General features: G+C 39.0%; 13 protein-coding genes. 8 read left to right on the forward strand and 5 right to left on the reverse strand.

The features are described from left to right. Positions 1 to 11 precede the first annotated feature (11 nt). The 4 genes from BM183_RS10185 (at position 12) to BM183_RS10200 (ending at position 7,612) form a co-directional block, all read left to right on the forward strand. Positions 12 to 3,005, forward strand: a complete 2,994-nt coding sequence (locus BM183_RS10185; RefSeq protein ID WP_091686670.1) for a glycoside hydrolase family 2 TIM barrel-domain containing protein — start codon at positions 12 to 14, stop codon at positions 3,003 to 3,005. A 94-nt stretch (positions 3,006 to 3,099) separates the two neighbouring features. Continuing rightward, the gene (locus BM183_RS10190) at positions 3,100 to 5,412 is read left to right on the forward strand and encodes a glycoside hydrolase family 65 protein (protein ID WP_091686690.1); all 2,313 of its coding nucleotides are present in this window, start codon (positions 3,100 to 3,102) and stop codon (positions 5,410 to 5,412) included. A gap of 14 nt (positions 5,413 to 5,426) precedes the next feature. Continuing rightward, a complete protein-coding gene (locus BM183_RS10195; protein ID WP_091686672.1) occupies positions 5,427 to 6,362 on the forward strand; it encodes a DMT family transporter in 936 nt (311 codons plus the stop codon). A 248-nt stretch (positions 6,363 to 6,610) separates the two neighbouring features. Continuing rightward, complete coding sequence (locus BM183_RS10200; RefSeq protein ID WP_091686673.1) at positions 6,611 to 7,612, forward strand: LacI family DNA-binding transcriptional regulator; 1,002 nt, start codon at positions 6,611 to 6,613, stop codon at positions 7,610 to 7,612. Positions 7,613 to 7,727: 115 nt separating this feature from the next. Here the strand turns inward: BM183_RS10200 and BM183_RS10205 are convergent, their stop codons facing one another. The 4 genes from BM183_RS10205 to BM183_RS10220 form a co-directional block, all read right to left on the reverse strand. Then, positions 7,728 to 7,892, reverse strand: a complete 165-nt coding sequence (locus BM183_RS10205) for an RNA polymerase sigma factor (RefSeq protein ID WP_091686675.1) — start codon at positions 7,890 to 7,892, stop codon at positions 7,728 to 7,730. A gap of 476 nt (positions 7,893 to 8,368) precedes the next feature. After that, complete coding sequence (locus BM183_RS10210; protein ID WP_170847955.1) at positions 8,369 to 8,971, reverse strand: hypothetical protein; 603 nt, start codon at positions 8,969 to 8,971, stop codon at positions 8,369 to 8,371. A gap of 40 nt (positions 8,972 to 9,011) precedes the next feature. Next, on the reverse strand, positions 9,012 to 9,533 hold the full coding sequence (locus BM183_RS10215) for an AAA family ATPase (RefSeq protein ID WP_091686677.1): 522 nt from the start codon (positions 9,531 to 9,533) through the stop codon (positions 9,012 to 9,014). 139 nt (positions 9,534 to 9,672) lie between these two features. Beyond that, positions 9,673 to 10,020: a VOC family protein gene (locus BM183_RS10220; RefSeq protein WP_091686679.1), complete on the reverse strand. Its 348-nt coding sequence runs from the start codon at positions 10,018 to 10,020 to the stop codon at positions 9,673 to 9,675. Positions 10,021 to 10,292: 272 nt separating this feature from the next. On the opposite strand from BM183_RS10220, the gene BM183_RS10225 reads away from it, so the two are divergent. Genes BM183_RS10225 through BM183_RS10235 form a run of 3 tightly spaced genes read left to right on the forward strand, consistent with a single transcriptional unit; the run spans position 10,293 to position 12,721 of the window. Beyond that, positions 10,293 to 10,880: a TetR-like C-terminal domain-containing protein gene (locus BM183_RS10225; RefSeq protein ID WP_242960963.1), complete on the forward strand. Its 588-nt coding sequence runs from the start codon at positions 10,293 to 10,295 to the stop codon at positions 10,878 to 10,880. After that, positions 10,873 to 11,565, forward strand: a complete 693-nt coding sequence (locus tag BM183_RS10230) for an ABC transporter ATP-binding protein (protein WP_091686682.1) — start codon at positions 10,873 to 10,875, stop codon at positions 11,563 to 11,565. Before BM183_RS10225 ends, BM183_RS10230 begins: the two co-directional genes overlap by 8 nt. 4 nt (positions 11,566 to 11,569) lie before the next feature. Next, positions 11,570 to 12,721, forward strand: coding sequence for an ABC transporter permease (locus BM183_RS10235; RefSeq protein WP_091686684.1), 1,152 nt, complete (start codon positions 11,570 to 11,572; stop codon positions 12,719 to 12,721). Positions 12,722 to 12,768: 47 nt separating this feature from the next. Here BM183_RS10235 and BM183_RS20510 read toward each other — a convergent pair whose 3' ends face one another. Further along, the gene (locus BM183_RS20510; RefSeq protein ID WP_139221507.1) at positions 12,769 to 12,999 is read right to left on the reverse strand and encodes a hypothetical protein; all 231 of its coding nucleotides are present in this window, start codon (positions 12,997 to 12,999) and stop codon (positions 12,769 to 12,771) included. 196 nt (positions 13,000 to 13,195) lie between these two features. Here BM183_RS20510 and BM183_RS10240 point away from each other — a divergent pair. Continuing rightward, a partial coding sequence (locus BM183_RS10240; protein ID WP_139221508.1) for a transposase family protein occupies positions 13,196 to 13,410 on the forward strand: 215 nt, incomplete at its 3' end.

The following is a 13,410-nucleotide window of genomic DNA, read 5'->3' on the forward strand; positions in this document are numbered from 1 at the left end:
GAGAAATAGACATGACGAGGAGAAAAAAGAAGAGATGGGAAGACCATCAATTGGGGCATATAGGCAGAAGAGAGGCTCGTACTGCCTTTTATAAGGATTCTGCTAACAGAATCAGTTTAAACGGGGAATGGAAGTTTTTATATATGGAAGCTCCCGAATTATCTCCGGAAGGCTTTATGAATAAAGAGAACGGCAGCCAGTGGGATACCATAGATGTTCCGTCAGTATGGCAGTTAAGAGGATATGACCGGATGCACTATACCGATGTACTGTATTTGTTTCCAATCAATCCTCCTTTTGTGCCCACCGAGAATCCTACCGGAATTTATAAAAAGATAGTTTCTCTTAACAAAGAATGGATGTCTCATGATACAATTCTAAAATTTCATGGAGTAGATAGTGCATTTGATGTATGGGTAAACGGAACACATGCAGGATACAGTAAGGTCAGCCGCCTTCCAAGTGAATTTGATATCACAGATTTGTTGCAGGAAGGTGAAAATGACATTACAGTACGGGTTTATAAGTGGTCTGACGGCACTTATCTGGAAGATCAGGATATGTGGTGGCTTTCAGGAATTTACCGCGACGTAGAATTGATTAATGAGCCAAAGAACAGTATTATTGACTGTGCTGTAAACGGAGATCTGGACAGCTCTTATAAAAACGGAATATTAAAGGCAGACATTACAACAAAAGAGAAAAGCTGCGAGGGTACTTGGAAGTTAGAACGGGCTGGGAAAGAAGCTGCAAGTGGAGTGTTTCGGACAGAAGATGGGAAAGTTCATTTGGAGGAGATGATACCTGAGGCAGACCTCTGGACAGCAGAGACTCCGAATTTATATGAGTTGACGGTATCTACAAACTGCCATGAGATAAAGGTACGTGTGGGATTCCGTAAGATTGAAATTATAGATCATAATTTTTGTGTAAATAAACAGGTTATTTTATTAAATGGTGTAAATCATCATGATTATAATCCCAAAGAAGGTCGCTGTGTTACATATGAGCAGTCCAAGGCAGATGTTCTGCTCATGAAGCAGTACAATATCAATGCAGTACGCTGTTCCCACTACCCTGCCAATGAACATTTTTATGACCTTTGCGATGAATATGGACTTTATGTAATTGACGAGGCGGATTTGGAATGTCATGGTTTTGAATGGGTAGAACGGTATGACTGGATTACCGATGATCCATCCTGGGAACAGGCTTATGTAGACAGAAGTGTACGTATGGTAAAGAGAAACCGTAACCATCCCAGTATTATAATGTGGTCTATGGGAAATGAATCCAGTTTCGGCTGTAATTTCAAAAGTGCTGCGAAAGCTATAAAAGAACTGGATAGCACAAGGCTGCTTCATTATGAAGGAGACTATGAAGCTGAGATTACTGATGTATATTCAACCATGTATACACGTTTGAAAAGATTAAAAGAAATTGCAGAATACGAAATCAAAGGAAAGAAACCTCATGTGATGTGTGAATACGGCCACGCCATGGGAAATGGACCGGGAGGACTTAAGGCATATCAGGATATGTACCGTAAGTATAAACGGCTTCAGGGTGGTTTTATCTGGGAATGGTACGATCATGGTATCTATACGGAGGAAGGTGGAGAGACCTACTACCGTTACGGCGGAAATTACGGTGATTTCCCAACTAACGGGAATTTCTGTATTGATGGTCTGCTGATGCCGGACAGGACACCTTCACCTGCTTTACTGGAGTATAAGCAGGTGATTGCTCCGGTAGAAGTGACAAGAATAGACGGAACACAGAGAGAATTTCAGTTAAAGAATTATCATGATTTCCTTACCTTGGAACAGTTTTATATTAAGTGGTCAGTACAGGGAGAGAAAAAGTTTCTTCAGGAAGGAAACATTGACCATTTAACAGCCCTTCCACATGAAACAGAGAAGGTAATTATTCCTTTCACTCCTTTTAAGCCGGAAGCAAATACAGATTATTATCTTAACATTACAGTGTGCCGAAAGGAAGCTACCCAATATGCAGAGGCTGGTCATGAGATTTCAAAAGTACAATTTCCTCTGGATATACGCTATAATATACTGGAAGAACGTCCACAGGGAAATGCACTGAAAGTATGGGAAGCAGAAAATATTTTAACTATAGAAAATGATGGAGTAACTGTAAGATTTCATAAAGTATTTGGACACTTGCTTAGCGTATCAGTAAAGGATAAGGAATACTTAAGTGAAGGTCCCAGGATGACAGTTTACCGTGCTACCATTGATAATGATATGTATAAAAAAGAGGACTGGATGGAGAAATACTTTATTCAGAAATCCAGTGAACAGACAGAGTATTTCAGATATAAAGAGGCTCAGGATAAAGTGACTGTTTCCGTTGGTAAATACTTCGGCTGCTATAATCAATCCTGGGGATTTCAATGCGATTACGAATATACGGTATATTCCAGCGGTCAGGTTAAAGTAAACTTATACGGAAAGGCAATACAGAACGGAAAACTGGAACCGGCCTTCCTGCCTAGAATCGGCATCGTAATGAAAGGAAATAAAGAACTTCAGCAAGCTGTATGGTATGGACGGGGGCCTGGAGAAAATTATGCAGACAGCAAAGAAGCAGGTGTTATGGGGATTTATTCTAACTCTGTGGATGAGATGGGAACTAACTATATATTTCCTCAGGAAAATGGACACAGGGAAGATGTTAGATGGTTCGGTATCGGAGACGGAGATAAGACCTTGCTATGTAAAGCGGAAATGCCTCTTGGGTTGAATCTTGCTAACTATACAGATGAAAGTCTGGAGGAAGCGAAACATCCATTCCATATTGAAAGAGCGGAGGATGTTATTATCCATCTGGATTATGCCCAGTCCGGATTAGGAAGCAATAGCTGTGGAGAGGAACAGCAGGAGGAATTCAAGGTCAAACTTCAGGATTTTACTATGGCATTCGAATTACAGGTGGTGTCTTCCGGTGAAGAAGTGAAGGAAGCAAAAAGGCGTTATCTGGACTAATTCCTTGGAAAGGAAAAAGAGAGGAAGATTATTTGAATCAGGAATGAAACAAAGAAATCTTCCTTCCATTAAATTAAGAAAAGGAGCAGGTGAGATGATTAAAGATAGATTTTCAGAAAGATTAAGTAAAATGCTTAGTTCCGATGATTGGATGATTTTACAGGATAAATACGAACCGGAAGAAAATCTGAAATTTGAGAGTTTATTCAGCTTATCCAATGGATATTTGGGTATACGGGGAAGCCACGAAGAAGGAACCAAAATTACACTTCCCTATTTATATATCAATGGGGTATTTGATAAATCGGAAACCTTTATGCGTGAACTTGCCACACTTCCCAACTGGCTTGGAATTAAGCTTTATGTGGAAAAAGAGCTGATTGGAATCGAAGATTGTGAGATTTTAGACTTTTCAAGAGCTTTGGATATGAAACATGCATTATTAGCTAAGCGCGTTTTACTGCGTGATAAGCAGGGCAGAGAAACCCTGATAGAGGGAATTCGATTTGTCAGCCGTGCCAATGTGCATCGGATGGGAATTAAATTATATGTAACTCCCATGAATTACAGCGGCATTATTGAAGTGGAAAGTATCATTGACGGAACCATTATTAACTTTTATGATGCACCTCGTTTTAAAGTAAAACATACCTATATGAAAGCGAATGAAAAATTGGATGAAAATGGTGCTTATATAGAAGTGGCAACAAGAGACAATCATCTGCATGTAGGTACCGGATGCCATATAAAAGCTTATAAAGATGGAAAAGATATTTTAAAAAATAGAATGTTCAGTGCCTTTGGAGAACAGGCGGTAGAATTCTCTGATTTCGATGTAGTGGAAGGTGAGACAGTTGAAATTGTGAAGTATGTATCCATGTACACGGAACGTGATGTGGCAAAATATGCTCTTCATACAAATGTAAAAGAAGAAGTGGATAACTTCATTTACACCGGCTTTGAAGAAGAATTGGCTGCACATAAAGCTGTTTATAGGGATATGTGGGAAAAGGCGGACATTCGAATTGAAGGTGATTTTGAACTGGACCGTGCCATCCGCTTTAATATTTTTCATCTGATGAGTACGGGAAATGAACGTGACGATAGGGTAAATGTTGGTGCAAAGCTTCTTTCTGGAGAAGAATACGGCGGTCATGCTTTCTGGGATACGGAGTTGTTTATGCTTCCGTTTTTCTCTTATGTTTTTCCTAAAACGGCGCGGAATCTGGAGACTTACCGCTACCGCCTGCTGGATGCAGCAAGAGCAAATGCTGAGAAAAACGGATATCAGGGTGCACAGTATCCATGGGAATCTGCAGATGATGGTACGGAGCAATGTCCGGATTGGACTATCGAGCCGGATGGAACCTGCTATCGCTGCTATGTAGCGGTGTATGAACATCATGTAACAGCAGCCGTTGCCTATGGTGTATATGACTATGTAAAAATTACAAAGGACTGGAATTTCTTATTCAACAAAGGTGCTGAAATATTAACAGAAACAGCAAGATTTTGGGCAAGCCGCTGTCAGTATGTGGCAGAGAAAGACCGTTATGAAATCAATCAGGTAACCGGCCCTGATGAATGGCATGAACCGGTAAACAACAACTTATATACAAACTATCTGGCGAAATGGAATTTACGTTATGTAATTTCTTTAATAGATATCTTGAAAAAGGATCACACCGAAGAATATCATAAACTAATTGAAAAGACAGGTCTTACTCAGGAAGAAATTATAAAGTGGCAGGACGTTCAGGAAAAGATGTATCTTCCAAGAAAAGAAGGCACCAGCCTTTTGGAGCAGTTTGAAGGCTATTTTGAACTGGAGAATGTAGTAATAGAAAAATACGATGAAAATGACTGGCCAATCCGTCCGGAAGCATTAAAAAACAGGAGGGCGAGAGAGACTCAGATTATCAAACAGGCAGATGTTGTTATGCTGCTTCATTTAATGGGTGAAGAATTTGATGAAGAGACGAAAAAATTAAATTATGCTTACTATGAGAAACGTACTCTTCACGGCTCCTCCTTAAGCCCAAGTATTTATGCTATTATGGGACTTAAGGTAGGTGATAATTCCAAGGCATACCGCTATCTTCGTCGCGCTGCCTTCATTGACTTGCTGAATCTGCAAAAGAATACAAGAGAAGGTATACATGCTGCAAATACAGGGGGTGTATGGCAAACAGTTGTATTCGGATTTGCTGGAGTTGCTATTGGAGAAGATGGTATATTATCCATTCGGCCGAATATGCCAAAGGAATGGGAAAATCTGACCTTCCGTATACATTATGTGGATTCCTGGTTGGAAATAAGGATTAGCGCTGATAACAGTGCTTTGGTAAAAGTATTGGAAGGAGATCATATAACAGTAAGAATTAATGGTGAAACAGTAGAAGTATAAGAGGAGGACACATCATGAAGAACAGACTTGCTATGGGTGGTCTTATATTAGTAACTATTATATGGGGCGGCGGTTTTGTTGCCAGTGATATGGCATTGGAGAGTATGAGTCCGTTTCAAATTATGGCAGTGCGGTTTCTGTTAGCAACTGTTTTGATGGGTTTGATCAGTATCAAATCCCTAAAAGGGAAATCTCATTTAGGGAAATCTCTTAAAGGGAAATCCCTAAAAGGGAAATCCCTAAAAGGGATAGAAAAAGAAGAGGTAATAGCAGGAGGGCTTATGGGGGCCGCTCTGTTTACCGGGTTTGCATTTCAGATTGTGGGACTGCAATATACAACTCCATCCAAAAATGCGTTTTTAACTGCTTTAAATGTGGTGATAGTTCCATTTATTTCATTTTTAATTCTCAAGAAGAAAATCGGGGTAAAAGGTGTGGTTGGTGCTCTGATGTCAGTAGCAGGAGTTGCCATATTGTCATTGGGAAGTAATTTTTCTCTGGGTCTTGGAGATGGGCTGACTCTTATTTGTGCCTTTGGTTTTGCATTCCAGATCTTTCTTACCAGTGAATTTGTTAAGAAATATCGTGCTACCGTATTAAATTTTATTCAGATGGCAACCGCTTTTCTATTATCGGTAGTGTGTCTGGTTGGCAATGGAGAAACGAATTTTCAGGTTACCACCAAGGGTTGGCTGAGTGCACTCTATTTAGGCGTAATCAGTACAACAGTCTGTTACTTGCTGCAGACTGCCAGTCAAAAATATGTGGATGAAACAAAAGCCGCAATTATCTTATCTATGGAGTCTGTATTCGGAACCATATTTTCGGTTATTATTCTGCATGAAATCATTACACTGCGTATGGTAATCGGCAGTGCAGTTATATTAGCGGCAGTGGTCATATCGAATTTATCGGAAATACAGGAGCAGACGGAAGAAGCAGCGTGGTAACAGTAACAGAGACTTTCTAACCTTATTATCCCTAGGGTAAATTGACACAATCAATGTACGCATTTGGGACTTGTAAAAGAAAACAGAAAAAGGTATAGTAAAGGTGTGATTTTTACTAACATATCTATGTGATTTCCACCTTATTCAATTCTGCAGTAAAGTTGCGCGAGCCCAGGTATACATAATAGTTGTGGTACTGACAGATATGTTAAAATAAAAATAAGATAGGTGTAAGGAAGGATAGAATAGTGGCAACAATTAAAGAAATAGCTGAAATGGCAGGTGTTTCTGCTGCAACGGTATCCCGTGTTCTCAATTTCGATGATACATTGAATGTACAGGATGAGACAAAGCAAAGAGTGTTTGAGGCTGCGGAACGGCTGGAATATCAGGTAAAGAATAAAAAGAGAAGTAAAAAGAAATTAAGGATAGGTATGCTGTCCTCATATTCTCTGGAAGAGGAACTAGAAGACACTTTCTATCTTTCGGTACGTATCGCAATCGAGAGAAAAATAGAGGAAGAAGGCTTCAAAAAAGTTCTCGTTAACATAAAAGATTCCGTGGAAAGTGTATCTAATCTGGACGGGCTGATTTGCCTTGGGACCTTTAGTGAATCCATGGTGAATAAGGTGAAAGCCTTTAATAAGCCTGCTGTGTTTGTAGATACAATTGGTGATTTGGACTTATTTGATTCGATAGTAACCGATTTGAAGCATTCTGTAAAGAAGGTGCTGAATTATTTTTTACAGGAAGGGCATAAGAAGATTGCTTTCATCGGTGGCCGGGATGTGGATGCGGACGGAAAAGAAGTAGTAGATATGAGAGTTCCCATCTTCCGATCCTATATGGAAGAAAAGGGATTACTGAATGAAGACTATATTAAAATAGGAGGCTACACACCTAAACAAGGGTATCGTCTGGGAAAAGAACTTGTGTTGATGGAATCAAGGCCCACTGCTATCTTTGCAGCAAATGATTCTCTGGCTGTGGGATGTTATAAAGCAATACAGGAAGCAGGACTTAGAATTCCGGAGGATATCAGTGTGATAGGCTTTAATGACATATCTATTGCTAAGTACTTGGTCCCTCCTCTCACTACAGTTCATATTTATATGGACTTTATGGGCTCTCAGGCTGTGAATATGCTTTCCGAGAGAATCTATTCAAACCGTGAGATCAGTATGCATGTTTCAATTCCTACAAAGTTGATGATCCGCGGAAGTGTCAGTAAACGGGACGGGGAAAGTTAGGATATATTTTAATTAGGGAATGACAATACACTAGTTATATAAAAAATATAAGCGGATAACCGGATATTAAACATGGTTTATCCGCTTTTTATCTTGTAGATCTTTGCTAATGTTACTAATCCTTATTATTACATTTTCCTTGAAAGTTCTTAATTTGCAGATATGCACGATAAAATATTTCCTGGGTCAGCTCCTCTGCCAGATGCTCATCACGGCATAATGTTAATAAATATCGATAGACCTGCTTTTCATGCAAGTTGTAGATTTCTTTAAACTCCATCACCTTCTACCCTCCATCCACCTATTAGACAAGTGATTCTTAAAATGGTTACAGAATATTTAAATAAAGTCTATTTAAGTTATATAAAAGAGCAATTCTTTCAATATGTAACTAATGACGCCATATTCTATTAAATACATGGCGTTATGCGTTAAAAGCCTTAACTTCTTTTGTTTTTACATACTGAAACATTATATCAAACGGGGATTTTTTATCAATAAAGAAAGCGTATCCAATGAATGGGAAAAGAGTGGTTTGTATACCTTCTAAACATATAAGAAACAAAAAACACTAACCCTTAAATTAAAAGGATTAGTGACAGTTATTAGTAAGCAGGAGAGGAGGATTTGATCAAAAGTTCATCCATAAATAAATTGAAATTTGCTAGTCTTATGTTGGTCATTTTACAAAGTCATCATTTTAGAGGAAAACAAAACTTACAGCGTTTGTTTGCCATCCCTTGCTATTGATAAAATTTATGATTTCTTTTTTAAGTGCAATATCATTAAGATATCAATAGGGATAAAGTAGATACACCAAAATTCTAGGACAGCTACTCCAATCCAATCAGCTCCTTGCATGTCTTCCGTAAATAAACCAAGCATTGGCATAATAAGACAACTGATAAAAAACACACCATGAATAAGTAAAAGAGCTTTCAGCCATTTATCGGCTTTAGTTTCACTCTCTATGGTTAAACCAGCGAAGAATGTTGATAAGGCCATTAGTCCATATCCTAACAAATCATAATTAAAAAAAAGGCCAAATTTTTGGAAATCAAGTATTTTTAAAGCCTGTTCATTTAAAGATTCCAAATTAATAACGGTTACTTGTGCGAAATACACTAGTAAAATAAGCACAGCATATATACCGGCAAAAATCATTGCAGTGTATCCTGCGGCTTTATTTTCTGGTTCACTGTATACTACAAGAGTACATATCATAGGAACAAAACTGAATGCAATAAACATACAAATAAAATAGCTTCCAAAATTTGACCCCAACAGCATACACAATGCAAAACCTACAACAGCGCATAAATTAACAATTGAGCTAATTATACCTATTTTTTTATTCATTCAGAATCCCTCCATTACATATAATATCTGAGTTATAAATTTACAATGTTATATCCACATCATATTTAATATTAATTAATATATATTCACAATTTGCCTCTTTACATTTCTTTAAATTAAGTAAGTTTTCTTGAAGAAGCATTTCTTTTGTACAAAATTCAGCATCATTTATATCTCTTTGTTCAATAGTATTTGCATACCTCATAATATCATCATAATGCTCTTGGATATATTTCTCACTGAATATTAGACAGCTATATTTTATGTATTTTAAATAATCGTCTTCAAAATCCTTTTTATAATCAAATGGGATATAGCACCCTTCTATAATTAAATGTTGCCTATTTTCAATACATGTTTTAATAATTTCTCTGGTGATAGGCCAAAGTACGCGAGTTATATCATCTATATGATCTTCTGGTGTTAATGTACTAAATCCGCTTCTGATTAACCCCATTTTCAAATGATCTTGAGATAGATATGGAAAACCATACTTTTTTAATAACTTTTGGGCAAGTACAGTTTTTCCAGTATGTGAACTACCTGCTATTAAAATTACCATTCTAATACCCTCCAAATATAATTGCTTTGCATAGTAATTAACTGTGTAAAATAATCACCTAATTCAATCCCTAATATAATGATTTCTCTATAAAATTCTAAGGAATGTTATATGTATAATTTAAAAGTGCATAACAAATTTACTTTATAAAGCTTCGTAAATAAATTACATTTTTATCAGGGTCATAGAAGCTCATGTTTCTCGCACCCCATGGGCGAGTTGTCGGTTTTTCAATTATTTCTACACCTAAATTCAGGAGTTTATTATATTCATCATCAACATCATTCACTGTGAAGGCAAGGCATATATTCTGATTGTTATTATTCTTCAATGAATTATCATTATAAATTGTTAGCATAGTTTCTTCAGCAATTATAGTTTGATGTATACTATCGTTACTACCATTATCAATTCCTAGAAAAGATTTGTAAAAATTTGACAGTCCAACAACATTGTTTGATAATAATCCTACTTCACCTATTTTCATAAAAACCTCCAAGTTATTTGTAAAAGAAAATTATGGATATCTCTTAATTGAAATTATACTTATATTGGAATAAAAAGTCAACACAAGATGAAAAGTGTAATATCTACACTAATTAAAGAGGTGTACACCTATTTTACAGGCATGATAACGGTTACTCGTTGCCCCTACGAGTAAACGGTTATGAAACAAAAATAATTTCGGTAAATCTATTGACAAGAAAAAATTATGATTTATAATGTAACAAACGTTACACAACATAAGTTACATGAGAGGTGATAAAGTTGCCGCCAATAGCAAAGTATTCAAGAGCCGATATAATAGCCGCCGCGTTGAACCTTGTGCGAAAAGCTGAGGAAATCACCGCCAGAGGTTTGGGAGCAGAACTTGGTACGTCCACACGTCCGATTTTCACAGCCTTTAGGAACATGGAGGAAGTACAGCGTGAAACGGTTTTAGCCGCGAGAGCATTATACAACGGTTATGTTGAGCGCGGGCTTGCCGAGGAAAACGCTTTCAAAGGCGTAGGGATGCAGTATATCGCTTTTGCCAGAGAAGAACCGGGGCTGTTCAGGCTGCTTTTTATGACGGCGTACAAAGCTCCGTTTGACCTTGACAACGTACTCCCCGCAATCGACGAAAACAGCGATAAAATCTTAGCGTCCATACAAAACGCATACGGTCTTTCATGGGAGCTTTCGTACCGCTTGTATCAGAACTTGTGGATTTTTACACACGGGATTGCCTGTCTGTACGCCACAGGTGTAAGCCGATTAACCGAGGAAGAAGTAAGCGCGCGGCTGACCGAAGTGTTCACCGGATTGCTCATTATAATCAAAAAAGAGGTAAAGAAAAATGATTGAAATTACAAACTTGGCAAAAACATACGGCACAGGCGACAACGCAACCGCCGCCTTGAAAGGCGTATCACTCACAATCAATGACGGCGATTTTGTTGTTTTGCTCGGTGCGTCGGGTTCGGGGAAATCTACATTGTTACATACAGTATCGGGTTTGGAGCGCCCCGACAGCGGTTCGGTCAAGTATAGCGGCACAGATATAACCGCATTATCTGACGATAAGCTGACGGCGTTCCGAAAAGAAAAAGTCGGCTTTATCTTTCAGCAATATTATCTGCTGCCCAATCTCAACGTGGATAAGAACGTGAAAATGGGTGCGGACTTGGCAGGCAATCGTGATTACCGCAAAATCATTGAAGCTGTGGGCTTGAGCGAAAAGCTCTACAAGTTTCCCTCCGAACTCTCCGGCGGTGAGCAACAGCGAGTGTCGATTGCGAGAGCGTTGGCAAAAAAGCCGAAGGTTATGTTCCTTGATGAACCTACGGGTGCACTTGACGAGGACACAGGGCGGCAGGTGCTTGATTATATCTGTAAAATGCAGAAAGAATCGGGTTTTGCAATGGTTATGGTTACGCATAACGGCAATATCGCAGATATGGCAGATACTGTCGTTAAGATGAACAGTGGGAAGATTGTTGATACATACAGCAACCAAAGCCGTAAAACGGCTTACGAGATTGGGTGGTGAGCAAATGATTATACGTCCAAAAGATGCCGTCAAAATGCTCGGTGTTCTCATCATGTGCGCGTGTGCTGTATTAGTCTGCACGTTGTTCTTAAACTCCAACATCGACTTGCAACGTATCAAAGACCAAATCACAGACCCGGAAACACTAATTATTTTTGATTTAGTCGTTTCATCCGGGAACATGACCAGTGCGGTGACAGGTCTTGCGCTTGGGCTGACTACGGTGGTTATGTTGTTATTCTACGTCAAGCATTACATCGACACACACAAACCGGAACTCGGAATCTTAAAGGCGCTTGGCTACTCAAACTGGAAAATCGCTAAGGGCTTTTGGGTATTTGGATTAAGTATCTTTGTGGGAACCGCTGTTGGCTTTTGCTTGGCTTTCGCGTTCATGCCTGCCTTTTACAAGTCGCAGAGAGACGACGGCATTTTACCCGATATTTCGATGCATTTCAACCCGGAATTAGTAGTGTATTTGATTATATTTCCTACAATCGCGTTTGCTCTGCTCTCGGTTCTGTATAGTTACCGTAAGCTAAAACGTCCGACGCTTGAGTTAATCAGAGGAAAGGGTAAAGTGAAAATTCGCAAGGCTAAGAATGGCGGCAAAGAAGATTTACCTTTTCTGCGCGACTTAAAGCAAAGCACACTCCGAAGCCGTTTTTCGTTAATCTTTTTCGTATGGCTTTCCGCTTTCTGTTTTTCAGCAACAGTTGTAATGTCTTTCAGTATCGGCGAACTTGGCGGCAGCGATATGATGGCTGTTATGATGGCGGCAATCGGTGTTGTGTTAGCTGTTACAACGCTTTTTCTCGCGGTTACGACTGTGATTAAAGGCAACGGTAAAACCATTGCAATGCTGCGAGTGTTTGGTTACTCCGACCATGAATGCGGCAGGGCGATACTGAACGGATACCGCCCAATAACCTATATTGGATTCGCAATTGGAACGCTGTATCAGCATGGACTTATGATTATGATGATGACACTCTTTTTCGACGACAGCGTTATGGATTTACCGGAATATACATTCAACGTACAGGCCGCTGTTATCGCGTTAGCTTCCTTTGTGGTGTTGTACGAACTGTTCATGCTTGTCTACTCAAAGCGAATCAGGCGGATTCCGCTCAAGGATGTCATGGCGGAGGAATAGAATTGATAGCGCAGAGGGAGAAATTACGCTCCCTCCGCTTATTTCAATTACAACTCTACACCCCCCGACTTCTGCCGTGTCCGTTCCGGCGTTTCGGTGTGCAGGATTTCCATGCTCCGCCGGATTTTTTTGACTTTGGCGGTTTCATCTCTGAGCATTTTGTACTCTTGATACAGCGCGGCGCTCTCGGCGGTTTTAGCTGTCAATTCCTCCCGCCACTTGGTTATCGGCGGCAGTGATTTCTTCGTGTCAAACCGCTCTTGCAACACATCGCGCAAATATTTCTCAGTATAGTAGCAATAAAAAGAACAAGAAAAACTAGTGCACATACGGTGCACATATCTGAAAAAAGAAAGGTTCTATAATAAGTGTTGGGGTGTACGAAAAAACTCGTATACTCTAACATTTTATTTTATAATAAAAGAAAAACCTCCAAGCGTCAGTCTCACAAACATCACTCGGAGGTGCAAATACATGCAACCTAATTATATCAGATTATTATTAAATTTAGAAGATATTAAAATATTTAAAATTACACATTCAGATACTTGTGTAAATATTTTTATTGAGACAACTCCAAAACCGCATATATGCCCATGCTGTGGTAACTCAACGAAGCGAATTCATGACTATCGTATGCAGAAGATAAAAGATCTTCCTTTTCAGTTAAAGAATACGTATCTTGTCCT

Source organism: Anaerocolumna aminovalerica (assembly GCF_900115365.1).
GTDB classification, from domain to species: domain Bacteria; phylum Bacillota; class Clostridia; order Lachnospirales; family Lachnospiraceae; genus Anaerocolumna; species Anaerocolumna aminovalerica.